Below are 24573 nucleotides of genomic sequence, written 5' to 3' on the forward strand. Positions count from 1 at the left end.
CACACTACCCTGATGTGAACGTTCACGTGAGCGCTCACATATAGCCCGGAGGAGGGGCCCGTTTGAACACGCATGCGCCCGATTCCGGCGACACCGCAGTCGTCGTCGGCGTCGACTTCGGCACCCAGTCGGGCCGCGCCCTGATCGTACGGGTCTCCGACGGCGAGGAGCTGGGGTCAGCAGTTCACCCCTATCCACACGGAGTCCTCGACCGCGCACTCCCCGACGGCACGCCGCTGGGACCGGACTGGGCCCTGCAGGTCGCAGCGGACTATCTCGACGTCCTCCAGGTCGCCATCCCGCAGGCTCTCAAGAACGCTGGCGTCGAGCCGGCTGACGTGATCGGCATCGCGACGGACTTCACGGCGTGCACGATGGTGCCGACCACCGAGGACGGAACCCCGCTCTCGGAGGTGCCCGGGCTCGAAGGCGAACCCCACGCGTACGTCAAGCTGTGGCGCCACCACGCTGCCCAGGGCCAGGCCGATCGGCTCAATGAACTGGCTCGCAAGCGCTCGGAGGTCTGGCTCGCTCGCTACGGCGGACTCATCTCCTCGGAGTGGGAGTTCGCCAAGGGCCTCCAGCTGCTCGAGGAGGCACCCGAGGTCTACGCCCGGACGGCACACTTCGTCGAGGCCGCCGACTGGATCGTCTGGCAGCTCTGCGGCACCCTGACCCGCAACGCCTGCAGCGCCGGCTACAAGGGGATCCTCCAGGACGGCACCTATCCGAGCCGCGACTTCCTCGCCGAGCTCCACCCCGACTTCGCCGACTTCGTCACCGACAAGATCGACCGCCCGCTGGTGGCCCTCGGCGACCGCGTTGGCTCGCTGACCGAGCGTGCCGCGGCCGTCACCGGACTCCCGGCCGGTATCGCCGTCGCGGCGGGCAACGTCGACGCCCACGTCACAGCACCGGCGGCCCAGGCGATCGACTCCGGTCAGATGGTGCTGATCATGGGCACGTCGACATGCCACGTCATGAACAGCGACGTGCTCCGCGAGGTACCCGGCATGTGCGGCGTCGTCGAGGGTGGCATCACCCCCGGCCTGTGGGGCTACGAGGCCGGGCAGAGCGGCGTCGGCGACATCTTCGGGTGGTTCACGACCCAGCAGGTGCCGGCCGCGACCAAGCAGGCAGCCGACGAGGCCGGGCTCACGGTGCACGAGCACCTCACGAGTCTCGCCGCCGAGCAGGCTGTCGGCGAGCACGGCCTGCTGGCCCTCGACTGGCACAGCGGCAACCGCTCGGTGCTGGTCGACCACGACCTGTCCGGGTTGATCGTCGGACTGACCCTGGCGACCCGCCCCGAGGACATCTATCGCGCCCTCCTGGAGGCGACGGCCTTCGGCACGCGGCTCATCATCGAGACGTTCGACGAGGCCGGCGTCCCGGTCCGCGAGGTCGTCGTCGCCGGCGGCCTGCAGAAGAACGCCCTGCTGATGCAGATCTACGCCGACGTCCTCAACCTCCCGCTGTCCACGATCGGTTCGGACCAGGGCCCCGCGCTCGGTTCGGCGATCCACGCGGCGGTCGCGGCCGGGGCCTACCCCGACGTGCACGCGGCGTCCGCGGCGATGGGACGCGTCAACCGCGCCAGCTACCAGCCTGACCCGGACCGCGCTCATGCGTACGACCTGCTCTACGACGACTACCGGACCCTCCACGACCACTTCGGCCGCGGCGGCGACGACGTCATGCACCGCCTCAAGGCGCGCAGGCGCGAGGTCCACGCATGAACACCCCACAGACTCGCGCAGGGGCTTTGACGTCTGCGCAAGGAAAAGAAGAAGAACGGACAGGGACAGCCCCTGCAGTCCGAGCAACGATGAGGAGAAAATCAGTGCGAAAGATAATCGCAACAGTCGCAGGCGCCGCAGTGGCGCTGAGCCTGGCGGCGTGCGGCGGCTCCGGTGATGGCGGAGGCGGCGGCGACAAGGGCACCATCGGTGTTGCCATGCCGACCAAGTCGTCGGAGCGCTGGATCGCTGACGGCAACAACATCAAGAAGCAGCTCGAGGCAGCCGGCTACAAGGTCGACCTGCAGTACGCCGAGGACGACATCCCGACGCAGGTCTCGCAGGTCGAGAACATGGTCACCAAGGGCGAGAAGATGCTCGTCATCGCCGCGATCGACGGCACCGCGCTGGGCGACACGCTGCAGAAGGCAGAAGACAGCGACATCCCGATCATCGCGTACGACCGCCTGATCCGTGAGTCCGACGCCGTCGACTACTACACGACGTTCGACAACGAGAAGGTCGGCGAGCTTCAGGCGCAGTCCCTCGTCGATGGCCTCAAGGCCAAGGGCAAGGCTCCCTACAACGTCGAGCTGTTCGCCGGCTCGCCGGACGACAACAACGCGACGTTCTTCTGGAACGGTGCGATGAAGGTCCTGCAGCCCATGATCGACTCGGGCGACATGAAGGTCGTCTCGGGCCAGACCGGCTTCAAGCAGGCCGCGATCCTGCGTTGGGACCCCGCCACGGCGCAGAAGCGCATGGAGGACATCCTGACGAAGAGCTACACCAACGAGACCGTTGCCGGCGTCCTGTCGCCGTACGACGGACTGTCGCTCGGCATCATCGCGGCGCTCAAGTCCAACGGCTACGGCGGTGGCGACAAACCGCTGCCCGTCGTCACCGGTCAGGACGCCGAGGTGCAGTCGGTCAAGTCGATCCTGCAGGGTGAGCAGTACTCGACGATCTTCAAGGACACGCGCGAGCTGGCGAAGGTCACGGTCGCGATGATCAAGGCGATCGGTGCTGACAAGAAGCCCGAGATCAACGATGACAAGACGTACGACAACGGCAAGAAGGTTGTCCCGTCCTACCTGCTGGACCCGGTGCCCGTCACCAAGGACAGCGTTCAGAAGGTCCTGGTCGACTCCGGCTACTACACAGACGCCGACCTCAAGTGATACGTGTGGGGCGCCCCTTCTGCGTGGGGGCGCCCCACAACGCACACCCCACCGGACCAACAGGAAAGCCCGCATCATGAAACCGATCCTTGAGATGCGCTCCATCACCAAGGAGTTCCCGGGCGTCATCGCGCTCGACGACGTCAACCTCACCGTCAAGACCGGCGACATCCACGCGATCTGCGGTGAGAACGGCGCCGGCAAGTCCACGCTGATGAAGGTGCTCAGCGGCGTCTACCCGCACGGCTCCTACGACGGCGACATCGTCTTCGAGGGTGAGGTCGTCGAGTTCAAGGACATCCGCCAGAGCGAAGCGGCCGGCATCGTGATCATCCACCAGGAGCTCGCGCTGATCCCTGAGCTGTCGATCGCGGAGAACATCTTCCTCGGCAACGAGAACGCCGCTGGCGGCATCATCAGCTGGGACCGCACCAACCGTCAGGCGATCGAGCTGCTGGCTCGCGTCGGCCTGGCCGAGAACCCCCTGACCCCGGTGAAGCACCTCGGCGTCGGCAAGCAGCAGCTCGTCGAGATCGCCAAGGCGCTGTCCAAGGAGGTCAAGCTGCTGATCCTCGACGAGCCCACGGCAGCCCTCAACGACGACGACTCCCAGCACCTGCTCGGCCTGCTCAAGGGGCTGCAGGACAAGGGCATCACGTCCATCATGATTTCCCACAAGCTCAACGAGATCGAGCAGATCTCCGACGCGATCACGATCCTGCGCGACGGCAAGACGATCGAGACCCTCGCGGTCGCCGAGGACAAGGTCGACGAGGACCGCATCATCCGCGGCATGGTCGGCCGTGACCTCGAGCACCGCTTCCCCGACCACGAGCCCGAGATCGGCGACGTGCTGTTGGAGGTCCGCGACTGGAACGTGCGGCACCCCGTCGATGGCTCACGCAAGGTCATCAAGAACGCCAACCTCATGGTCCGCCGCGGCGAGATCGTCGGCATCGCCGGACTCATGGGCGCCGGCCGCACCGAGCTGGCCCGCAGCATCTTCGGCCGTTCGTACGGCAGCCACATCGAGGGCCAGCTGATCCTCGACGGCAAGGAGCTGCACCTCAAGTCGGTGCACGCCGCGATCGAGGCCGGCATCGCGTACCTCACCGAGGACCGCAAGGCGCTCGGGCTCAACCTGCTCGACGACATCAAGCGCTCCGTGAGCGCAGCGGGCATCGACCAGCTCCGCAAGGGCCTGGTGGTCGACCAGCGCGAGGAGGTCGTCGTCGCCGAGCGCTATCGCAGCAGCATGAACATCAAGACACCGACCGTCAACGAGGGCGTCGCCAAGCTGTCCGGCGGCAACCAGCAGAAGGTCGTGCTGAGCAAGTGGATGTACACCGATCCCCAGGTGCTCATCCTGGACGAGCCGACGCGTGGCATCGACGTCGGCGCCAAGTATGAGATCTATGGCGTCATCCAGCGCCTCGCGAAGCAGGGCCGCGGCGTCATCGTCATCTCCTCGGAGCTGCCGGAGCTGCTCGGACTCTGCGACCGCATCTACACACTCGCCGAGGGACGCATCACCGGCGAGCTCGATCGCGCCGAAGCCGACCAGGAGACCCTGATGCGCTACATGACCACATCAACACATGGACAAGAGGTAGGACGATGAGCACCGCAAGCACGATGAAGGGCCTGTTGCGAGGCAACGTCAGGCAGTACGGCATGGTCATCGCCCTGGTGGCGATCGTCGTGTTCTTCCAGATCCAGACCGACGGCGTGCTGCTGCGCCCGCTCAACGTCACCAACCTGCTGACCCAGAACGCATCGATCCTGATCCTCGCGATCGGCATGGTCATGGTGATCATCGCCCGCCACATCGACCTGTCGGTCGGCTCCGTCGCCGCCTTCGTCGGCGCGGTCGCGGCGATCATGATGACCAAGTGGGACGTGCCCTGGCCCATCGCGGTGATCCTGTGCCTCGCGCTCGGAGCTGCGATCGGCGCCTGGCACGGGTTCTGGGTGGCATACGTCGGGATCCCGGCGTTCATCGTGACCCTGTCGAGCATGCTGCTGTTCCGCGGCCTGACGCTCGTCGTGCTCGAGGGCGCGACGGTCGGCAACCTGCCCAAGGGCTTCGAGTCGATGGGCAACGGCTTCCTCCCCGAGGTCGGGCCTGACACAGGCCTCGCCAACCTGACGCTCGTGATCGCAGCCCTGCTCGCCGTGTTCCTGGTGTTCCTGGAGTTCCGCAAGCGCTCGTCGGCGCTGCGCTACAACTTCGAGGTCCTGCCGCTGCCGGTCTTCTACGCCAAGCTCGTCGCGATCGTCGCGGTGCTGTTCGGCTTCTCGTACGTCCTCGCGCAGTACCGCGGCCTGCCGGTCGTCGGCCTGATCCTGTTCGTCCTGATCGGCATCTACAGCTTCATCATGGAGCGCACGATCATCGGTCGTCACGTCTACGCGATCGGTGGCAACGTCGACGCCGCGACGATGTCGGGTGTGCGCACGCGCCGCATCGACTTCTTGGTGATGACCAACATGGGCCTGCTCGCCGCACTGGCCGGCATGGTCACCGCAGCGCGCCTCACGGCCGCCAACCCCAAGGCCGGCACCAACTTCGAGCTCGACGCGATCGCCGCGGCGTTCATCGGTGGTGCGGCCGTCACCGGCGGTGTCGGCACGGTCGTCGGCGCCATCATCGGTGGCTTCGTGATGGGTGTCCTCAACAACGGCATGTCGCTGATGGGCACCTCGATCGACTGGCAGCAGGCGGTCAAGGGTCTCGTGCTGCTCGCCGCGGTCGCGTTCGACGTCTGGAACAAGAAGCGCACCTCGGTCGGCGGCGGTGCCGGGTCCGAGGACACCACGACGGCGGCGCCACCACCTGATGACCTCATAGACGAGATCAAGCATGCGGACCTGCCCGGCACGGAGGTCCCGGTCAAGCCGTAGCAACCTAGGATCGACCGCATGAAGACCTCGAGCGCCCGCCTGTCAGGTCTCGGCACCACGATCTTCGCCGAGATGAGCGCGCTGGCGCTCAGGACCGGTGCGGTCAACCTCGGCCAGGGCTTTCCGGACACGGACGGCCCGGCCGAGGTCATCGAGGTCGCGGTCGACGCCCTGCGCGGCGGGCGCAACCAGTACGCCCCCGGAACCGGCGTGCCGGAGCTGCGCGAGGCGATCGCGGCTCACCAGAAACGGTTCTACGGAGTCGACGTCGACCCCGACTCCGAGGTCGGCGTCACCACCGGCGCGACCGAGGCCATCGCCTCGGCGCTGCTGGGTCTCGTCGATCCCGGCGACGAGGTCATCGTGCTCGAGCCCTACTACGACTCGTACGTCGCTGTGATCCAGATGGCCGGTGCCGTGCGCCGGCCGGTGACGCTGCGTGCCCCCGGCTTCCGGCTGCCCATCGACGAGCTGCACGCCGCGGTGTCACCGCGTACGACCGCGATCCTGCTCAACTCGCCGCACAACCCGACCGGCACGGTGCTCCGGCGCGAGGAGCTCGACGCGATCGCTGCCGTCGCGATCGAGCACGACCTCGTGGTGATCAGTGACGAGGTCTACGAGCACCTGACGTTCGACGGGCTCCCGCACATCCCGATCGCGACACTGCCCGGCATGGCCGAGCGGACGCTGACGATCTCGAGCGGGGGCAAGACCTTCTCGTTCACCGGCTGGAAGATCGGCTGGGCCACGGGTCCGGCCGCGCTCGTGCAGGCGATGATCGGCGCCAAGCAGTTCCTGACCTACACCTCCGGTTCGCCGTTGCAGCCGGCCATCGCACACGCGCTGGGCGCCGACGATGCGTACTTCGACGACCTCCGCGCCCAGATGCAGTCGCAGCGCGACCTGCTGTGCGCCGGGCTGGCAGACATCGGGTTCGAGGTCTACGTCCCGGAGGGCACCTATTTCGCGACGACCGACATCACCCCTCTGGGGTTCAACGACGGGGTCGAGTTCTGCCGGGCCCTGCCGGAGCGCGCGGGCGTCGTCGCGATCCCGCACCAGGTGTTCTACGACCACGTCGACGTCGGTCGCCCGTTGGTCCGCTGGGCCTTCTGCAAGCAACCCCAGGTCATCGAAGAAGCCCTGGAAAGGCTGCAGGCCCTCCGCACGTAGCGTGGTCTCGATACACGTGCTCGTTCCTCGCACGCACTCGACCACCGAGGGAAGGCTGGTCGAGTGCCGCCGAGGAACGAGGCGGTGTATCGAGACCCCTACCGATACGCGGGGGCTCTTGAGGTGCTTCCCTCGGCGCCCTTCTTGAGCATCGGCAGAACCCTCGGGCGTACGAGCTCCGACAGCACGATCACGCTGGTCGACCGCACCACCGAGCCCGACTTGCTGATGTGCAGCAGCGTGGCCTGGAGGTCCTCGTGCGACGTCGCCGCGATCTTGCACACGACGTCGGCAGTGCCGCTCGTGACGTAGGCCTCGAGGACGTTCGGCAGCGACTCCAGCTCGTCGGTCACCGCGTCGAGCATCCCCTGGGCGATCTCGAGGGTGACGAACGCGAGCACCGGGTGACCGGCGGCCACGAGATCGATGTCGGGGCCGTAGCCGCTGATGACACCGGCCCGCTCGAGCTTGGCCAGCCTCGACTGCACCGTCGCGCGGGCGACCTTGGTGATCCGGGACAGCTCGAGGTCCCCGACTCGTGGGTGCTCGCGCATCGCCTCGACGAGCGCGACATCGAGCTGATCCATACGTCCTCCAGATATGCAGATTGTCCAGATGATTTGCAGTCTACGCGGCTCATGTAGGACATGTGACCACCCTTGACTGCGCCGCTTGCCCATCCCGCCGCGATGGGTTGATGTAGTGCCATGACCCTCGACCTGACTGACGCCGAACGCCTCGCCCACCTCGACCTGGACCAGCTCAAGCAGCTCGTCGGTCTGGTGGAATACGACACCACGACCGACCCCTTCCCGGTCACCGGGTGGGACGCCGTCGTGTGGGCCGTCGGCAACGCCACGCAGGCCGCGCACTTCTACCAGTCCGCCTTCGGCATGGAGCTCGTCGCCTACTCGGGACCCGAGACCGGCAACCGCGACCATCACGCGTACGTCCTGGAAAGCGGCGCCGTGCGGTTCGTCCTCAAGGGCGGCGTCGCTCCCGACAGCATGATCCTCGACCACCACCGCGCCCACGGTGACGGTGTCATCGACATCGCCCTCGAGGTGCCCGATGTCGACGCGTGCATCGACCACGCCCGCGCCCAGGGCGCCACGATCCTCGAGGAGCCGCACGAGCTGAGCGACGAGCACGGCACCGTGCGCATCGCCGCGATCGCGGCATACGGCGAGACCCGCCACACGCTCGTCGACCGCAGCGCGTACTCCGGCCCCTACCTGCCCGGCTACGTCGAGCGCCGCTCATCGATCGCCAAGCCCGCCGATGCGCCCAAGCGGATCTTCCAGGCGCTCGACCACGTCGTCGGCAACGTCGAGCTCGGGCACATGGACGAGTGGGTCGACTTCTACAACCGGATCATGGGCTTCACCAACATGGCCGAGTTCATCGGCGACGACATCGCGACGGAGTACAGCGCGCTGATGAGCAAGGTCGTGGCGAGCGGCAACCACCGGGTCAAGTTCCCGCTCAACGAGCCGGCCGTCGGCAAGCGCAAGTCCCAGATCGACGAGTATCTCGAGTTCTATCGCGGTCCCGGCGCCCAGCACCTCGCCCTGGCCACGAACGACATCCTCGACACGGTCGACCGGCTGCGCGCCGCCGGCATCGAGTTCCTCGACACGCCGGAGTCGTACTACACGGACCCCGAGCTGCGGGAGCGGATCGGCAACGTACGCGTGCCGATCGAGGAGCTGCAGAAGCGCGGGATCCTGGTCGACCGCGACGAGGACGGCTACCTGCTGCAGATCTTCACCAAGCCGATCGGCGACCGCCCGACCGTGTTCTTCGAGCTCATCGAGCGCCACGGCTCGCTGGGCTTCGGCAAGGGCAACTTCCAGGCGCTGTTCGAGGCGATCGAGCGGGAGCAGGCCAAGCGGGGCAACTTCTGACGCACACAGGGGTTGCGATTTGGCGATGCGGGGAAGACTGTGGGTTGAGGGGTGGCGCGAGGCGCCGTAACCATCCGCAGGACAGGCTCGTTGACCACCTCACAGTCGAGGTACGGAGTCACAATGACCAGCACGCAGATCCTCATCGGGGCGCTGATCGAGGTCCAGGCCCTGCTCATCGCCTGGGCGATCTACCCCAAGATCTTCCGCAAGTCCCAGCGCGGCTGATCAGCGAGTGCGCGCTCGCGCATACTGCCGGGACCGACGGGTAGCACCTTCGCGAGAAGGAGGTACCCATGGCAACCGCAAAGCAGACGCGAGCGGCCAGGCAGAACGTACGCAAGGCAGTGAGCGCAGCCAAGAAGAAGCGGTCCCTCGCGCACATGCCCAAGGCGACCAAGACGGCACTCGGCAAGCAAGGTGCGGCGGTCGCGCAGCGCAAACGCACCGGTGGGAGCGAGCCCAAGACGCGTCAGGAGCTGTACGACGAGGCGAAGCGCCGCGACATCAAGGGCCGCTCCAAGATGGGGCGGGACGAGCTCGCGAAGGCACTCGGCCGCTCCTGAACCCGCTCGACGCTGCTTCAGTCGGGCTGCGCGGCGGGCAGGTGCACCGTGACGCGAAGGCCTCCACCTTCCCGGGCCGTCAGCGTGAGGGTTCCGTCGTGCGCCTGGGTGATGCTCTTGACGATGGCGAGGCCGAGGCCCACCCCCGCGTGGTCGGACCGGATGCGTTCGGTGCCACGCTGGAACGGCTCGGTGAGTGTCGAGACCACGTGAGGGACGAGGTCGGGGCCGGTGTTCTCGACCGTCAGCCGCACACCCTTGGACTCGACGCCGGTCGTGACCCACACCCCGCCCTGCTGAGGCTGGTTGTGGACGATCGCGTTGTGCACGAGGTTCGTCGCCATCTGCAGCAGGAGCGCGTACGAGCCGTTGGTCGGGGTCGCCTCGACGGAGGTCTTGATGGCAAGACCGCGCTGCTCCGCGAGCGGGAAGAGCGTCTCCGTCGCCTCCTCGGCGATGAGGGACAGGTCCACCAGCTCTCGCGTGAAGGACCGCTTATCGGCGCGGCTGAGCAGGAGCAACGCCTCGGTGAGATCGATCGCCCGGGTGTTGACGTAGAGGAGCCGGTCGACCAGCTCGCCGGTGTCGTGGTCCGGATCGTTGCGGGCAACCTCGAGAAGGGTCTGCGTGATCGCCAGTGGGGTGCGCAGCTCGTGTGAGGCGTTGGCGGCGAACCGCTGCTGCTCGGCGACCTGTGCCTCGAGCCGCGCGAGCATCGCGTCGAAGCTGTCCGCAAGCTCGCGGAACTCGTCCTGGCGGCCCTCGAGCTGGATCCGGTGGGACAGTGACCCGTTCCCGGCCTGGCGGGTGGCATGGGTGATGCGGGTCAGGGGTGCCAGCATGCTGCCGGCGAGGATCCATCCGCCCAGCAGACCGAACAGCAGCAGGAACACCAGCGCCCAGGTTGCCTTCGGCACGAACGCAGCCATCAGGTCGGAGCGATTGGGTGCAGCAACCGGGCCGTTCGTCACCTCCGGCACGTACCGCAGCAAGAAGACCCACACGACCGTGAGCAGCAGGCCACCGGCGACGATGAGGAAGCCGGCGTAGCTGAGGGTGAGCTTGAGCCGCACGCTCAAGCCTGCCGGCCTATCCACCGTCCTCCCCTCCGGGAGCCGTGTCGATGCGGTAGCCGACGCCCGGAACCGTGGCGATGATCCACGGTTCGCCGAGGCGTTTGCGCAGCGCCGAGACCGTGATGCGTACGGCGTTGGTGAACGGGTCGGCGTTCTCGTCCCACGCGCGTTCCAGCAGGTCTTCGGCACTGACGACACCGCCCTCGGCAGCGACGAGGACCTCGAGCACGGCGAACTGCTTGCGGGTGAGCGCGACGTAGCGACCGTCCCGGAAGACTTCGCGCCGGAACGGGTCAACACGCAGACCGGCGATCTCCCGCACGGGTGGCCGGCTGTGCGCGCGCCTGCGGTCGAGTGCTCGGAGCCGGAGCACGAGCTCGCGGAGCTCGAACGGCTTGGTCAGGTAGTCGTCGGCGCCCAGCTCGAAACCGGAGGCCTTCTCGTCGAGTCGATCGGCGGCGGTGAGCATCAGGATCGGCATGCCGCTGCCGGAGGCCACGATGCGCTTGGCGATCTCGTCGCCCGAAGGACCTGGGATGTCACGGTCGAGGACCGCGATGTCATACGTGTTGATGCCGAGCAGCTCCAGCGCGGTGTCACCGTCACCGGCGAGGTCGGCTGCGATCGCCTCGAGGCGAAGCCCGTCGCGAATGGCGCCTGCCATCAGGGGCTCGTCCTCGACGATCAACACGCGCACAGTCCTGATGCTACGAGTCGGCGCATATCGCCGGCGTATCAAAAACCACATACGTGCTGACAACGTCGCGCTGCCTTGACTGTGGGCATGTCCCTTCGCATTGCCCTCCTGGTCCTCGGCACCACGCTGGTCGGCGTCCTTGGCTACCCGCTGCTGGAGGCCTCCTCCTCGCAGGCCGACGGTCACGTCACCGAGAGCGTGACGGTGTTCGACGACGTCCCAGCCGTGGCCAACCTCGACTCCGACCTCGTCGCTGCCCTCCGGCGAGCGGCGACCGACGCTGCTGGGGACGGCGTCACGTTCAGGGTCACCAGCGGCTGGCGTTCTCGGGAGTACCAGGAGCGACTGCTTCGCGAGGCCGTCTCCGAGTACGGCTCGGCGGCGGAGGCGGCTCGATGGGTGGCCACGCCGGAGACGTCATCACACGTGTCCGGCGACGCGATCGACATCGGCGACTCCGATGCCATGCAGTGGTTGTCCCGGCGCGGCGCTTCATACGGGCTCTGCCAGATCTACGACAACGAACCCTGGCACTACGAGCTCCGGCCCGATGCCGTCGAGCGCGGTTGCCCGGCCAGGTACGCAGACGCCGCCCACGATCCCCGGATGCAGCAGTGAGAGAGTGCCGTACCCGGACACGTACTTCGACTTCACGTTGTCGGGGCCGGACGGGGAAGGTCAGAAATTCGTTGAGCCGCTTGTCAGAATCGAACTGACGACCTTTTCATTACGAGAGGTTGATAGGTACGTTTTTCCTTGAAATCGCAGGCCCATACGTGCCTCCGATTGCATCGATTCTCACGGCGGGGGCGCGCCGGGGGCGCGCGCCCATTCAAGGGTGCTGAACCATGTGCGAGCCTGACATCCTCACCACTAGTGACCTCGGACTGAGTTTTTTGCCCATCATTTCAGTTGCATTTATGACTTCGGGGGCGCTTTTCGCCGTGGGGGGCGCCGGAGTCCCTGACACGTTGTGACGCGCATTCCATCCACCCGAACGCTGCCGGCCCACATAGGGCCACGCCTAGGCCCGTGCCGTGCCCTATTCATCTGATCCCCCAATCGGGACACATTTGCGGCCAACCGACGGCGCTGCGCGTCCCGGCGCCCCGATTCTTCCCGAGACGATGGAGACTTCACATGGTCCACGACTACACGAACACGCGTATTGAGAAGTGCCCGCCGACTGCGAGGGCCGCACATGCCGTCGCGTCGACCCCCGCGGCGAGCAGGGGAATCTACCTGCATCGTTCGCCCCGCTCGATGAGGAGGTAGAACGAGCCAGTCGGACGGGTCCGACATCAGTCGTGAGTGGCCAGCCATGTTCGCGGCACTGTTGCGCCTGCGCTCGCTCACGTCGATCCAGTCTCCCGGACTGCGAGATTTTCTCCGATCCAGTCTCGTACGTCGGTCACGGGGACCCCGCGGCGTGCGTTGAACGTCCCGTTCTTGTCCCACGCCACCCCTCGGCCTTGAGCGAACACGGCGCGGTACTTCGCCGTCATGTTGTCGGGGTCGCCGGCAAGCTCGTCCAACAGAAAAGGAACGGTCCACTCCGTGCGCTTGAACGGACGCTCGAGAACTGCTTCCAGCGCGTCCGCTAGCTCTCCGTAGGTGATGGTGTCGCCGGCGAGGTAGACGATCTCATTGCGGATTCGGGGTTCGGCGAAGACAATGTCGGCGGTCAAGGTGCCGATGTCCTCGGGGGTCGTCAGCGTGACGGCTGTGTCCAGGCTCCCCAAGGCGTTGACCGTGTCGTTCGCCAGGTCGACCATGCCGACGTCCGGTTCGAACAAGTAGTTCATGAACATTCCGGTCGAGATGATGACCCATTCGGTCTCGTCCTGGGCTCGCAGCAGCTCGCGCACATCCAATTGCGAGTCGAAGATGTCCTGCGGACTTCCGCGACCGATCACGTCGAAATCGACGCCGAACTGCCACGGAAAATAGCGCCGGATCTTCGCCTGAAGCACCGCCTTTGCCACCTTCATGGGCGCGTCGAGCCCAGCGGTTATACCCGTGCACCCGATCACGGTGTCGTATCCCGCGAACAGCGATGCGAGTTCGCCAACGGAGTTCCTCACGAGGTCGCCCTCGACGATGTCGATCCCGAGATTGCGGATCTCGGCTATGTCACGCTGCTTCTCCGGCACGGCCGAACTGACGGTGCTCGCACGCAACAAGACACTGACGGTCGCACCCTCCGCGTTTCGAGCTCGGCGCGCAACATTGCGCAGCACGGGCATGCCGAGCTCCCCTGCTCCAATGACAAGGATCGATCGAGAAGTCGGGATGGAAGATGTGATTGGCATGGGTGGCATTCCTCATTTGCTTCTTGCATGTTCGAGCGATGTCTTGTCATCAGGCAATTCAGAATCGCTCGATGCTTGCCGTGCCCGGGTCGACATCGACCCCAGCAGGCGTGTGCGACCCAGTCTCGGACAGCCGACTGTTGAGTCCCAGATGAGCGTGTCAGCCAAGAACTTCGACGAAAGCTGCCACCGTGAAGAAGATTCCGATGAACAAAAGCGTTCGTCCGAGTCCAACCATGAGCTGCCATCGCCAGCTATTGCGGTCCGCCCACTCCACGGGCGCCCGCAGCGAGGTGCGTCCCGCCCCAGCCGAGATGGCCTTGATGTCAGATGAACCGAGGTGGCGAGCGGCGGCACTACCGCCAGCTTGGCCTCCCCGCGCATTGCGGATCACTCGAGTCCGCCCCGCCCATGCGGCCGGGGCCCTATGCTGTGCCGCCGTCTCGCGGGTGGTGATCGACATCATTCGTCCCTTCAAGGCCACGGTGCAATCGGTTGCAACGATGCCACCAAAACATAGCTATCGTCAAGGCCTCAACCGAACCCAGTGCCTAGATCGCCGGCATCTGGTGAGTGGGCGGCGCGGTCGATTCGCGAACGACCAACGACACCGGCAGCATCACGGTCTGTTGCTCGAGGGAACCTGAGTCGATCGACTCCAGAATCAGTTGTGCAGCACGCATGCCCATGGCCTCGGTGGGCACTCGAACAGTCGTCAAGGGGGGCCAGAAGTCCTCGGCAAAGGGCATGTCGTTGAAGCCGACGACAGACACGTCATCGGGGCAGCGCAACCCGCGAGCACGGATGACGCGCAACGCTCCCAATGCGATGAGGTCATTGCCTGCCACTACGGCGGTCGGCCTCACGTCACCGTCCAAAGCCTCGGCCATGCTGCGCTCACCAGCGTGGGCACTGAGCGCCTCGGAGGAAACGACGCGCCCTGTCACGCCGGGACTCTGATCGCAGGCAGCCTCGAACGCCTGGGCCCGCCTCAAGCTGGTGGACAGGTTCGGAGGCCCGGCGAGATGGACGATGTCCCGATGACCCAACTTCACCAGATACTCCACCGACGCCCTGACACCGCTCGAGTCGTCGCCGGTGACCAAGGGGTACGGCACCGATCCGGCGTCGCGGTTGAGCAGCACGACCTTCACGCCGGACTCGTACAGCTCGGTCAGAACGGATTCGTCCCGGTGGCCCGATGCCACGATGAGACCGTCCACGCGACGGTCAATGAGAGACAGCAGAGCGGTGCGCTCGGTCGCCTGGTCGCCATCGGTGTTGACCATCAACGACGTGTAGCCGCGGGGATTGACGAACCGCTCGATCCCTCGGATGACGGGAGGAAAGAACGGGTTGGTGATATCAGGCAACACGACGCCGATGGTCATCGAATTGCTGGTTCGCAAGCCACGGGCCAATGCGTTCGGCACGTAGCCGAGCTGTCGCGACGCACGCTCGACCTTCTCGAGCGTCTCGCGACTCACCTGATGCCGTGTGCGTTCGTTAAGTGCGCGCGAGACGGTGCCTTTGTGCACCTCGGCCATCTTGGCGACGTCCTCGATGGTTGCCCGCCGCGTCGACTCGATCCGTCGGGTGCCTTCCTCGCGATTCATCCTGGTACGACTCCAACCTCAGGCTCACGCCAGAGACCCCAGGCAACGCCGGATGCCTCGGCAGGCAATCGATGCGCATTTCGCATGCTGACGATCATCATAGGCGCGAAGGAGCGTTGCGTGCTGTAGGTGGACGGTCCGCGCGCCCACGCCCCGCGCCTCCGCCGCCAAGGCACTACGAGCGGTCCGAGCCGGAACACACCTAGATGATGATGCTCAACGGGTTCTCGATCCGTTTCGTCAACGCCGCAAGCCACGACGCGGCGATCGCACCGTCGATGACGCGGTGGTCTGCCGACAAGGTCACAGTCATCACCGACGCCACTTCGAGAGTGCCGTCGTCTGCGACCACGGGCTTCCTGGAAGCTGCTCCGACGGCGAGGATCCCAGCCTGAGGTGGGTTGATGATGGCGGAGAACTCCGAAACCCCATACATACCGAGGTTCGACACGCTGAACGCTCCACCCTCGATCTCCTGCTGCTTGAGCCGGCCGTCACGAGCACGTTGGGCTACGTCCTGGATCGCCACGCTCAGCTCGCTGACCGACAGGCGGTCGACACCACGGATGACGGGCGTGATGAGTCCGGACTCGATCGAGACCGCCACCGAGATGTCGGCGTGAGCGTACTGACGAATCGCATCGTCAGACCAAGTCGCGTTGGCTTGCGGGACGTCCATCAACGCACCTGCAACCGCCTTCACCACCAGATCATTGACCGAGATCCTCACGTCGCTGGCTTCATTGAGCCGTCCCCGCAGCGCCAGGAGCTCGTCCATCCGGCAGTCCGCACTCAGGTAGAAGTGCGGAACCGTCGCCTTGCTCTCGCTGAGCCGTCTGGCAATCGCGCGTCGCATGCCGGTGTGCGGCACGTCGACGTACGTCGCTGCGTCAGTTGACGGTGCCGGATCCTCAACGGGCCCGGCTGGCGCTGAAGCTCCGGCGCCGTCGGCTGCAGCTGGTGCGGCAGTCGCCGACTCATTGGAGCCTGCTAGCAGAGCCTCCAGGTCGCGCCTGACGATGCGCCCGTTGGGTCCCGAACCGTTCACACCGGTCAGGTCGATGCCGCGATCCCGTGCGAGGCGACGCACAAGCGGGCTCATGAACTGGCGCCCGCCGTCACCGGCGCCATGGCCAGAACCAGTCTCCGTGTCCGGCGCGGCTGGCGGCACATGGGTGATCGTGCGATCCGCAGTAGGCGTCGCGTGCTCAAGAGGCGGTGCCGTCTCACGTGAGTCGTCCGATTCTGCTACCGCTGATGCTTTCGCGTCGGCCGCAGGTTCTGATGGTGTCGCCGAGTCGGCTCGAGCTTCCGCGAGCGCGTCTTCCAGCGACTGGCCTCCGACCGCGATGGCGGCGATCGGGGTGCCGACCTCAGTCGCCTTGCCCTCGTCGACAAGACTCCCCGCGAACGTGCCGCTGAAGTCCACCTCGATGTCGACAACGGCTTTCTCGGTCTCGATCTCGACGATGGCCTGCCCCGCGGCGACGTCGTCGCCCGCTTTGACCAGCCATGTCTGGATGGCGGCCGAACCAGTGCCGGTCGCCACCTCCGGCATCCTCACGACCGTCATGACTGACCTCCCCATCCTTTGCGGGCCTTCTCCAGGCCTTCGACAACTTCCTCCGTGCGAGCGATGGCTGCGCGCTCGAGCACCTTCGAGATGCTCGGACTCGCCTCACCACCGGTCACCCGCTGCACGGGCTGATCCAGCCAGTCGAAGAAGCGGCGCTGGATCTCGTCGGACAGCCATCCGCCGTAGGACACCCCTCGTGCCCCCTGCTCGACGATGAGCACGTTGTTGGTCTTCTTGACGCTCTCTTCGATGGTGTCCCAGTCGATGGATGCACGATCGAGCCACCGCAGGTCCACCACTTCCGCATCGATGCCGGTCTGCTCGACCGCTTCGAGCGAGTGCCCGACCATCGACAGGTACGTGAGCACGGTCAGGTCATTTCCCTCACGACGGATCGCGGCACTGCCCGGCGGGATGATGTAGTCCAGGTCCGTATCGGGGAGGCGGTCCTCCTGCCCGTACAGATCGACGTGCTCGATCACCAGGACCGGATCCTCTAACGCTAGTGCAGCGTTCACGAGACCCACGTAGTCGGCGGCGTTTGAGGGGGCGACAATGCGCCAGCCAGGCTGCGTCGCGAAGATGCCAGCCGGGTCCATCAGGTGCTGGGAACCGTAGCCCGAACCCATCGAGACCTTGGTGCGCAAGATCAGGGGCACCTGGTTGTTGCTGCCGAACATGTGGCGCACCTTGCCCACCTGGTTGAACACCTGGTCAGCGGCGACCCACATGAAGTCTGGGTACATGAATTCGACGACGGGCCGGAACCTGCCATCGAGGGCGACGCCGCCGGCCAGACCGAAGAACCCGTTCTCGCTGATGGGGGTGCCGATGACCCGGTCGCCGCCGTATTTCTTGAACAGTCCCTTCGTGGCTCCATTCGTGCCGCCGTTGAGCCGGTGCACGTCCTCGCCGAGAACAATGATGCGTTCGTCCTGCTCCATACGACGGTCCATTGTGCTCGCCACTGCCTCGACGAACGTGACGTCGCGCCATGCGCCAGCATGTTCGACCGGGTCGGAGGCGGTGAGCGAGTCCAGCTCGGAGGCATCGCCTCGCACTCCCCTGTCGACGACGGCCGGGTCCGGCCAGAGGTCTGGGCGGATACGACGGCGTCCCGAGCGCTCCGGGTCGGGCTCTGTCAACTGTTCCGCGATGGCTGCCATCGCCTGCGTAGCCTGCTCCCGGACTCCCTCGATAAGGGTCTCGTCCAGCTGACCGAGCTTCATCATCTCGGTCGCCATACGCTCCAGGGGATCGCGAGCCTTCCACTGCCCTTCCTCGTCCTTCGTCCGGTAGCCGAACGCCGACCCCGGGTAGGGGCCGTTCTGGTGGAAGAAGCGGTAGACCTCGGCCTCTACGACAGCCGGACCTTCGCCGCTGCGCATCCGATCTAGCGCCTCGCCCATGGCGAGGTGCACGGCCAACGGGTCCATGCCGTCGACCCTCCACGACGGGATGCCAAATCCCTGCCCGCGGACCGAAAAGCGGGGGTCGGCGGTGACTTCACTGGCGTGGGTGGACACTGCATACAGGTTGTTCTCGACGAAAAAGGCAACCGGGAGCTTCCACGCGGCTGCCAGGTTCATCGACTCCAAGACCGAGCCGATCTGGCTCGCGCCGTCTCCGAAGTAGTTGATCGATACATCGGTCGTGCCGGCGTGCTTCTGCGCCCATGCGTTGCCGGTGGCCAGCGGCGCGCCGCCACCGACGATGGCATTGGTGCCAAGAGCCCCCGCCTCCAGCCACTGCAGATGCATCGAGCCGCCGCGTCCGCCGGAGAAGCCGGCTGCCAGACCGAGGATCTCGGCCATCGTGCGCTCGAAGAGCGACTGCAGAGGTTCGGTGACCAAATCGTCCAGCTTCAGTGAACCCGCGCTGACGTGTTCAATGGCCTTGGCCAAGAACTGGTGATGCCCGCGGTGGGATCCGTTGACGCCATCGCTCGAGCGCAACCCGACGATGGAGCCGACCGCACCGCCCTCTTGGCCGATGCTCGAGTGGGCGGGCCCGTGGACCAGCCCGGCACCCGCGAGGTCGAGCACGGTCTCCTCAAAGGCGCGGATGAGGTGCAGCTGTCCGAGGATCGTCGCGAGCAGGTCAGGATCCGCCGACTTCCAGTCTGCGGCCGTGGTCTCCAGCTGGATCCAGTCCGCCCCGGTCTCCAGCCGCCGTCTCTTCGCCATCACGCATCCCTCTCACCTCGAACGTGCCATCAATCGAAGGCAATGGCGACCACAATAGAGTGTCACTGGATCCAATGCAATGGGTTGCAGTACTCTAGGTCCGCAGTTTAGTCTGTTCACCGGACCGACTGCATCCAATCGAAGGAGGTGGGACGAGGATGACCTCGTCACTGCCGGGACTCAGAGGGGTCGACCATTTCGGCATCACTGTTCCTGACATCGAGGAAGCAGAAAGCTTCCTCGTTCGCGTCCTGGGTGCCGTCCCCGTCTATACGCTTCCCGGCAAGAATGCGAACGACGACTGGATGACTCGCCAGATGGGTGTACATCCAAGGACCACGATCAAGCACATCCGCTTCTACCGGCTGGGGAACGGCGGCAACCTCGAGGTGTTCGAATACGAGGCTGCTGACGGTCAGGCGTCTCAGCCACGCAACAGCGATCTCGGCGGCCATCATCTCGCCCTGTACGTGGATGACCTTGATGAAGCAGTGGCCTATCTTCGAGCCCACGACGTCGAGATCATGGGAGAGCCTACGGCCAGTCAGGACGCCTCTGCAGGACAGCGCTGGGTGTACTTCCGCGCCCCATGGGGTCTGCAGTTCGAGTTGGTGAGCTATCCGCAGGGCAAGGCATACGAACGCGCAACCGAAGTCCGCCTGTGGCATCCCGGCGGCAGCACGACATGACGACGATTCCTGAGGATGCCCCGCATACCCACGCTCGACGCACCCGCGACGGGGATGCTGGACTGCGCATCGCACAGTCCATCCGCGACGGGATCATCTCGGGCGAGTTCGCGCCCGGCATCCGTATCCGACAAGAAGACCTTGCTGAACGGTTCGGTGCCAGCCGCGTCCCTGTGCGAGAGGCCATTCGTCAACTGGAGTACGAGGGGCTGGTCACCGTCGTCGCCAACAGCGGTGCGTGGGTGTCACAACTGACCCTCGCCGAGTGCGAGGAGGTCTACCAGATGCGCGAACGCCTCGAACCCCTCCTCCTCGGAATCAGCGCACGCTCACTCGGCACGGACGACATAGACAGGCTGCAGACGTTGGCCGAACAGATCAGCGTGGTCGGGCCCGACGTCGATGCGTTCCTGCGACTCGATCGGGAGTTCCACCTGGCGACTTACGCCGGTGCTCAAACCGCGCAGCTGGGCGAGCTCATCCAGAAGCTGTGGAACACGACCGCTCCGTATCGACGCGCCTACGTCTCGCACTGGAGTCCGGAGTCACACCGGATCGCGATCGAGGAGCACCACCTCATGCTCGCGTCACTCAAGGACGGCGACACCCAAGAGGCCGAACGCATCCTGGGTAGTCACATCCGTCGCACGCGCCGCCAGCTCTCGCACCACCCGGACGTCTTCGACGTCACCGACTCGCGCGGACCGTCGCGCGATCCTTCACCGAGGGGAAACTCATGAGCATCACCACTACCAATCCGGCAACAGGTGCGGTCGAACGAGAGTTCGCCGCACACACGCCCGATGAGGTCGAGGCGCGTATCGCCGCCGCCGACGCGGCTTTCCATGCCCTCGCGTCCACCGACTTCGCCGCGCGCAGTGACTGGATGAGGGTCGCGGCCCACCTACTCGAAGGCGACGTCGAAGAGCTGTCGTCCGTCATCACGCTCGAGATGGGCAAGCCTTTGGCACAGGCCCGCGCCGAAGTGCTCAAGTCGGCCAAGGCCATGCGCTTCTACGCCGACCATGCAGAAGCGATGCTCTCGGGGCGGACCCTGGACGATCCGTCCGCGGTCGGCGCGAGTGAGGCGTATGTCCAGTACCAGCCCATCGGCGCAGTCCTGGCCATCATGCCGTGGAACTATCCCATCTGGCAGGTCATCCGATTCGCAGCGCCCGCTCTGATGGCTGGCAACACCGCTCTGCTCAAGCACGCGTCGAACGTTCCCCAGGCCGCGCTCTACCTCGACACGCTCTTCGAGCGGGCCGGCTTCCCGAGGGGAGCGTTCCATTCCCTGCTCATCCCGGCGTCGCAGGTCGAGCGCGTCATCCGCGACCACCGCGTCGTCGCCGTGACCCTCACAGGCTCGGAGCCAGCCGGTCGATCCGTCGCAGCCATCGCCGGATCCGAGGTCAAGCACGTCGTCCTCGAACTGGGCGGCTCCGATCCGTTCGTCGTGATGCCGAGTGCAGACCTGGGCGCGGCAGTCAGGACGGCAGTCGTCGCACGGACGACCAACAATGGTCAGGCCTGCATCAACGCGAAGCGATTCATCGTCCACACCGATGTGTACGACGACTTCGTCTCACAGTTCGCCGAGGCCATGTCCGCCCTGACGGTCGGGGACCCTGCCGATGCATCCACCGACGTCGGCCCTATCGCCACCAAGGGCGGCTTGAGCGAGCTCCACGACCTCGTCGACGACGCACTCGAGAAGGGCGCAAAGGCCCACGTCGGCAATTCCGGACCTGGCGGCGACGGATGGTTCTACCCGCCGACAGTCCTCACCGACGTCACGCCCGACATGCGCCTCTACGCAGAAGAAGCCTTCGGTCCCGTCGCGACCGTCTACCGCGTCGACGACATCGACCACGCGCTGCGCGTGGCGAACGACTCGACGTTCGGCCTGAGCTCGGCCGTGTGGACGACCGACCCAGCCGACACCCAGCGTTTCGTCAACGGCATCCAGGCCGGTGCCGTGTTCGTCAACGGGATGTCCGTGTCGTACCCCGAGCTCCCCTTCGGCGGGGTCAAGGACTCAGGAGTGGGACGCGAGCTGTCCGCCGAAGGCATCCGCGAGTTCTGCAACGTCAAGAGCGTCTGGAAGGGCTGAGACCCCGCCTGCAGTTTCCAACCCACCCAAGGTCGCCATACGGCGACCCGAACAGGAGATACACATGAGCAACGACCGCATCACCCGCAATCCCGCCCCCGTCATCCCGGGCATCTCCGACAGCGTCAAGGTCACCGCCGGCGACCTCCTTTTCGTCTCGGGAGCCGTCGGCTTCGAGGACGACGGATCGGTCCCGAGCGATTTCGCCCGTGCCGTCGAGCTGACGCTGCGTGAGGTCGAGAGGGCTCTGAAGGACGGCGGGGCAACCTTTTCGGACCTGGCGAGGGTCAACGTGTACGTGGCAAATCTCGATCAGGACAAGCTCATGACCTATCGCCGAGTGCGCGACACCATCATCGACACCGAGCGGGTCCCGGCCAGCACTGTCATCGGCGTCCAGTGGCTCTTCAACGACTCGACCATCGAGATCGACGCCATCGCGGCCATCTGATCTGGTTCACAAAGCGCTCGGTCCCTCGTGAGTCTCACGAGGGACCGAGCGCTTCTTCGTCTGCCGAGTCTCAGTACGGGTTGGCCACGAACAGCTCCTGAGCCGGGAACTTCGTCAGCACCTCGATGCCATAGTCGGTGACGACGACCTCCTCCTCGATACGAGCGGCTGAGGTCCCGTCTGACGCCGGGCAATAGGTTTCCATGGCGAATACCATCCCCACCTCGAGCTCGACCGGATCGCGCATCGAGTTCAACCGCGAGATGATCGGTCGTTCGTGCAGGCCCAGACCGAGACCGTGGGCGAACTGGAGACCGAATGCCGCGAGCTCGTTGTCGAACCCGAACTCCTCGGCCTTCGGCAGGACCGCTGCAACCTGGTCGCTGCCCACCCCAGGCCGGATGGCGTCAAGTGCCCGGTCCATCCATTCGCGCGCCTGCGCATAGGCGTCACGCTGGCTGTTGGTCGCCCAGCCCACGCCGAACGTGCGGTAGTAGCAGGTTCGATATCCGTTGTAGGAGTGGATGACGTCGAAGAAGGCTTGATCGCCGGGACGGATGATGCGGTCGGTGAAGTTGTGCGGGTGCGGGTTGCACCGCTCACCGGAGATCGCGTTGACAGCCTCGACCTGATCGCTGCCGTACTCGTAGAGACGCTTGTTGGCGAGGGCGACGATCTCACTCTCGCGCACGCCAGGCTTCAGCGCGTCGACGATGTCCTGATAGACACCGTCGACCATCGCGGCCGCCTGGTTGAGCAGCATGATCTCGTCCTGGTTCTTGATGACGCGGGCATCGAGCATCCGCTGCTGCGCGTCGACCACTCGCAATCCCTGCCGCTGTAGCTCGAACATGAACGGCGGCTCGACGATGTCGACGCCGATGGGTGCGTCGGCGACACCTGCGGCGCGCAGGAGTGAGACGATCTCTGCGACCGCGTCCACCATGAGGCCACCGCCCTCCGGGTCGACGGCTCCTCGGAAACCCAGAAAACCAGCGCGATAGTTCTCTTCGGGGACCCAGTCGGAGTACAGCTGGTGGTGCCGAACCGCTGAACCGAAGTCCCACAAGATGGGGTCCTGGCCACGGATCAGCAGGGCGTAGCGGATCATCTTGTCACCGAGCGCGCCACCGATCCACGTCTGCGTCGTGTAGCGGATGTTGTAGAAGTCGAAAAGCAGGAACGCACCACAGTCGCTCGCCTCGAGTGCAGCCTTGGCCCTGCCAAGCCGGTACGCACGCAGCCGGTCGAAGTCGACGCGTTGCTCGTAGTCGACGCTGTTCTGACCAGGAGCGCCGATGGGCCGCCGGTCTGCCGGACGTTCGGTTGGACGCTCGAAACGTGGCCTCCCGGGCGCCTCTTCACGGTCGAACATCATCGAGCTTCCTCGAGCCCGTCGCTCACGGCGGCATTCTCGGACGCCAGCTCGAGGCCCGAGCCCTTGGCGACCGTCAGAAGCAGCGATGCGAAATCCTGCTCAGTGTTGCCGCTGCCGGCCTCCTGGGCGACCAGGTTGCGAACGACGGAAGCGACCGGCATGACGACGCCCAGGTCGTCAGCAGCGTGCAGGCCGAGGTCGAAGTCCTTCTGGAGCAGCACGCTGGTGAACGTCGGCGCGAAGTCCAGATTGACCAAGGCGGGCGTCTTGTAGCGTGTGTAGACCGAACCCATCACGGAGTCGTTGAGAAACTCCAGGAAGTCCTGCCTCCGCACGCCCGCCTTCTCAGCGAGAACTGTGATCTCGGCCAACGACTGCGTGACGACACCGAGGAAGACGTTGTGGGCAATCTTGACGACGCGAGCGACCTCACCCTCGCCGGCGTACGTGACCCCCCGTCCCCAGGTCGCCAGCAGCGGCTGAACAACGTCGAAGACATCCTTGGGACCGGACGCCACGACGGTGAGCTTGCCGGCCGCGATGACTTTGGGATTGCCCGAGACCGGCGTGGCCAAGAACCCAGTGCCGCGCGCGTCTGCAGCGGCACGAACCTCCTCGCTGACATCGACGGACACGGTCGAGGCGTCGCCGACAATCTTCGGCGCGCGGTCGGGGTTCGAGAACAGCCCGCTCTCACCCAGCATCACCTGGTGCAGGTCCTTCGACGCCGACACCATGCTGAACACGATGTCGCGATCAGCCAGATCGACGGGGTAGTCCACCACCGTGGCTCCGAACTCCGTCAGGGGCTCGGCCTTGGACCGTGTGCGGTTGTACACGGCGACTTCGTAGCCGGCATCCAACAGGCGCTTGGCCAATTGATATCCCATGCGTCCGGCACCGATCCATCCAACGGTGGGCTTGGCGGTCATCTGCGACTCTCTTCCATACATGTTGAGTTGAAGCAATCGATTGCAGTGTAGCGTTTTGCGTGTGCGCTGCTCAA

21 protein-coding genes are annotated in these 24573 nt (G+C 65.6%); 12 read left to right on the top strand and 9 right to left on the bottom strand.

Annotated elements, in window-relative coordinates; translation table 11 throughout:
* The first annotated feature begins 62 nt into the window (after positions 1–62).
* The 5 genes from araB (at position 63) to AC1DVU_RS02500 (ending at position 7000) form a co-directional block, all read left to right on the top strand.
* Positions 63–1739 (top strand): ribulokinase, encoded by a 1677-nt coding sequence (gene araB, locus AC1DVU_RS02480; protein WP_476920839.1) that lies wholly within the window; start codon positions 63–65, stop codon positions 1737–1739.
* Positions 1740–1843: 104 nt separating this feature from the next.
* Positions 1844–2920, top strand: a complete 1077-nt coding sequence (gene chvE, locus AC1DVU_RS02485; RefSeq protein ID WP_476920840.1) for a multiple monosaccharide ABC transporter substrate-binding protein — start codon at positions 1844–1846, stop codon at positions 2918–2920.
* 76 nt (positions 2921–2996) lie between these two features.
* A complete protein-coding gene (gene mmsA / locus AC1DVU_RS02490; protein ID WP_476920841.1) occupies positions 2997–4541 on the top strand; it encodes a multiple monosaccharide ABC transporter ATP-binding protein in 1545 nt (514 codons plus the stop codon).
* Positions 4538–5824: a multiple monosaccharide ABC transporter permease gene (gene mmsB / locus AC1DVU_RS02495; protein WP_476920842.1), complete on the top strand. Its 1287-nt coding sequence runs from the start codon at positions 4538–4540 to the stop codon at positions 5822–5824. Before mmsA ends, mmsB begins: the two co-directional genes overlap by 4 nt.
* 18 nt (positions 5825–5842) lie before the next feature.
* Entirely contained in the window at positions 5843–7000 is a 1158-nt protein-coding gene (locus AC1DVU_RS02500; RefSeq protein WP_476920843.1) for a pyridoxal phosphate-dependent aminotransferase, read from the top strand.
* A gap of 98 nt (positions 7001–7098) precedes the next feature.
* Here the strand turns inward: AC1DVU_RS02500 and AC1DVU_RS02505 are convergent, their stop codons facing one another.
* Positions 7099–7587 (bottom strand): Lrp/AsnC family transcriptional regulator, encoded by a 489-nt coding sequence (locus AC1DVU_RS02505; protein WP_476920844.1) that lies wholly within the window; start codon positions 7585–7587, stop codon positions 7099–7101.
* Between the two features lie 120 nt (positions 7588–7707).
* Here AC1DVU_RS02505 and hppD point away from each other — a divergent pair, with 120 nt between their 5' ends.
* Together hppD and AC1DVU_RS02515 are read left to right on the top strand one after the other, a co-directional pair.
* Positions 7708–8907, top strand: coding sequence for a 4-hydroxyphenylpyruvate dioxygenase (gene hppD / locus AC1DVU_RS02510; RefSeq protein WP_476920845.1), 1200 nt, complete (start codon positions 7708–7710; stop codon positions 8905–8907).
* 296 nt (positions 8908–9203) lie between these two features.
* Entirely contained in the window at positions 9204–9473 is a 270-nt protein-coding gene (locus tag AC1DVU_RS02515; RefSeq protein WP_476920846.1) for a hypothetical protein, read from the top strand.
* A 17-nt stretch (positions 9474–9490) separates the two neighbouring features.
* Here AC1DVU_RS02515 and AC1DVU_RS02520 read toward each other — a convergent pair whose 3' ends face one another.
* Complete coding sequence (locus tag AC1DVU_RS02520) at positions 9491–10546, bottom strand: sensor histidine kinase (RefSeq protein WP_476920847.1); 1056 nt, start codon at positions 10544–10546, stop codon at positions 9491–9493.
* Positions 10547–10562: 16 nt separating this feature from the next.
* On the bottom strand, positions 10563–11246 hold the full coding sequence (locus AC1DVU_RS02525; RefSeq protein ID WP_476920848.1) for a response regulator transcription factor: 684 nt from the start codon (positions 11244–11246) through the stop codon (positions 10563–10565).
* Between the two features lie 87 nt (positions 11247–11333).
* On the opposite strand from AC1DVU_RS02525, the gene AC1DVU_RS02530 reads away from it, so the two are divergent.
* Complete coding sequence (locus AC1DVU_RS02530) at positions 11334–11864, top strand: M15 family metallopeptidase (protein WP_476920849.1); 531 nt, start codon at positions 11334–11336, stop codon at positions 11862–11864.
* A 734-nt stretch (positions 11865–12598) separates the two neighbouring features.
* On the opposite strand, the gene AC1DVU_RS02535 is transcribed toward AC1DVU_RS02530, so the two are convergent.
* The 4 genes from AC1DVU_RS02535 to AC1DVU_RS02550 form a co-directional block, all read right to left on the bottom strand.
* Positions 12599–13567, bottom strand: a complete 969-nt coding sequence (locus AC1DVU_RS02535) for an aromatic alcohol reductase (RefSeq protein WP_476920850.1) — start codon at positions 13565–13567, stop codon at positions 12599–12601.
* Between the two features lie 542 nt (positions 13568–14109).
* Positions 14110–15174, bottom strand: coding sequence for a LacI family DNA-binding transcriptional regulator (locus AC1DVU_RS02540; protein ID WP_476920851.1), 1065 nt, complete (start codon positions 15172–15174; stop codon positions 14110–14112).
* A 202-nt stretch (positions 15175–15376) separates the two neighbouring features.
* Positions 15377–16747, bottom strand: coding sequence for a 2-oxo acid dehydrogenase subunit E2 (locus tag AC1DVU_RS02545; protein ID WP_476920852.1), 1371 nt, complete (start codon positions 16745–16747; stop codon positions 15377–15379).
* A complete protein-coding gene (locus AC1DVU_RS02550) occupies positions 16744–18936 on the bottom strand; it encodes an alpha-ketoacid dehydrogenase subunit alpha/beta (RefSeq protein ID WP_476920853.1) in 2193 nt (730 codons plus the stop codon). Before AC1DVU_RS02550 ends, AC1DVU_RS02545 begins: the two co-directional genes overlap by 4 nt.
* 158 nt (positions 18937–19094) lie before the next feature.
* On the opposite strand from AC1DVU_RS02550, the gene AC1DVU_RS02555 reads away from it, so the two are divergent.
* From AC1DVU_RS02555 to AC1DVU_RS02570, 4 genes are all read left to right on the top strand, one after another.
* Positions 19095–19625 carry a VOC family protein gene (locus tag AC1DVU_RS02555; RefSeq protein ID WP_476920854.1) on the top strand — a complete coding sequence of 177 codons (531 nt, stop codon included), beginning with the start codon at positions 19095–19097 and terminating at the stop codon, positions 19623–19625.
* A complete protein-coding gene (locus tag AC1DVU_RS02560) occupies positions 19622–20365 on the top strand; it encodes a GntR family transcriptional regulator (protein WP_476920855.1) in 744 nt (247 codons plus the stop codon). Before AC1DVU_RS02555 ends, AC1DVU_RS02560 begins: the two co-directional genes overlap by 4 nt.
* Complete coding sequence (locus AC1DVU_RS02565) at positions 20362–21738, top strand: NADP-dependent succinic semialdehyde dehydrogenase (RefSeq protein WP_476920856.1); 1377 nt, start codon at positions 20362–20364, stop codon at positions 21736–21738. The genes AC1DVU_RS02560 and AC1DVU_RS02565 overlap by 4 nt, the downstream gene beginning before the upstream one ends.
* 64 nt (positions 21739–21802) lie before the next feature.
* Positions 21803–22189 carry a RidA family protein gene (locus tag AC1DVU_RS02570; protein ID WP_476920857.1) on the top strand — a complete coding sequence of 129 codons (387 nt, stop codon included), beginning with the start codon at positions 21803–21805 and terminating at the stop codon, positions 22187–22189.
* A 70-nt stretch (positions 22190–22259) separates the two neighbouring features.
* Here the strand turns inward: AC1DVU_RS02570 and AC1DVU_RS02575 are convergent, their stop codons facing one another.
* Together AC1DVU_RS02575 and AC1DVU_RS02580 are read right to left on the bottom strand one after the other, a co-directional pair.
* Entirely contained in the window at positions 22260–23567 is a 1308-nt protein-coding gene (locus AC1DVU_RS02575) for a M24 family metallopeptidase (protein ID WP_476920858.1), read from the bottom strand.
* Complete coding sequence (locus tag AC1DVU_RS02580; protein WP_476920859.1) at positions 23564–24499, bottom strand: NAD(P)-dependent oxidoreductase; 936 nt, start codon at positions 24497–24499, stop codon at positions 23564–23566. The genes AC1DVU_RS02575 and AC1DVU_RS02580 overlap by 4 nt, the downstream gene beginning before the upstream one ends.
* Positions 24500–24573 lie beyond the last annotated feature (74 nt).

It is taken from the genome of Aeromicrobium sp. P2_G6, from assembly GCF_056403535.1.

Bases quoted from the DNA above. Each gene is read 5' to 3' on its own strand.
- AC1DVU_RS02530 (WP_476920849.1), top strand. From the start codon at position 11,334: ATGTCCCTTCGCATTGCCCTCCTGGTCCTCGGCACCACGCTGGTCGGC.
- AC1DVU_RS02565 (WP_476920856.1), top strand. From the start codon at position 20,362: ATGAGCATCACCACTACCAATCCGGCAACAGGTGCGGTCGAACGAGAG.
- AC1DVU_RS02505 (WP_476920844.1), bottom strand. From the start codon at position 7,587: ATGGATCAGCTCGATGTCGCGCTCGTCGAGGCGATGCGCGAGCACCCA.
- AC1DVU_RS02570 (WP_476920857.1), top strand. From the start codon at position 21,803: ATGAGCAACGACCGCATCACCCGCAATCCCGCCCCCGTCATCCCGGGC.
- AC1DVU_RS02560 (WP_476920855.1), top strand. From the start codon at position 19,622: ATGACGACGATTCCTGAGGATGCCCCGCATACCCACGCTCGACGCACC.
- AC1DVU_RS02575 (WP_476920858.1), bottom strand. From the start codon at position 23,567: ATGATGTTCGACCGTGAAGAGGCGCCCGGGAGGCCACGTTTCGAGCGT.
- AC1DVU_RS02555 (WP_476920854.1), top strand. From the start codon at position 19,095: ATGACCTCGTCACTGCCGGGACTCAGAGGGGTCGACCATTTCGGCATC.
- AC1DVU_RS02515 (WP_476920846.1), top strand. From the start codon at position 9,204: ATGGCAACCGCAAAGCAGACGCGAGCGGCCAGGCAGAACGTACGCAAG.
- mmsB (WP_476920842.1), top strand. From the start codon at position 4,538: ATGAGCACCGCAAGCACGATGAAGGGCCTGTTGCGAGGCAACGTCAGG.
- mmsA (WP_476920841.1), top strand. From the start codon at position 2,997: ATGAAACCGATCCTTGAGATGCGCTCCATCACCAAGGAGTTCCCGGGC.
- AC1DVU_RS02540 (WP_476920851.1), bottom strand. From the start codon at position 15,174: ATGAATCGCGAGGAAGGCACCCGACGGATCGAGTCGACGCGGCGGGCA.
- hppD (WP_476920845.1), top strand. From the start codon at position 7,708: ATGACCCTCGACCTGACTGACGCCGAACGCCTCGCCCACCTCGACCTG.
- AC1DVU_RS02535 (WP_476920850.1), bottom strand. From the start codon at position 13,567: ATGCCACCCATGCCAATCACATCTTCCATCCCGACTTCTCGATCGATC.
- AC1DVU_RS02545 (WP_476920852.1), bottom strand. From the start codon at position 16,747: ATGACGGTCGTGAGGATGCCGGAGGTGGCGACCGGCACTGGTTCGGCC.
- AC1DVU_RS02550 (WP_476920853.1), bottom strand. From the start codon at position 18,936: ATGGCGAAGAGACGGCGGCTGGAGACCGGGGCGGACTGGATCCAGCTG.
- AC1DVU_RS02580 (WP_476920859.1), bottom strand. From the start codon at position 24,499: ATGACCGCCAAGCCCACCGTTGGATGGATCGGTGCCGGACGCATGGGA.
- AC1DVU_RS02500 (WP_476920843.1), top strand. From the start codon at position 5,843: ATGAAGACCTCGAGCGCCCGCCTGTCAGGTCTCGGCACCACGATCTTC.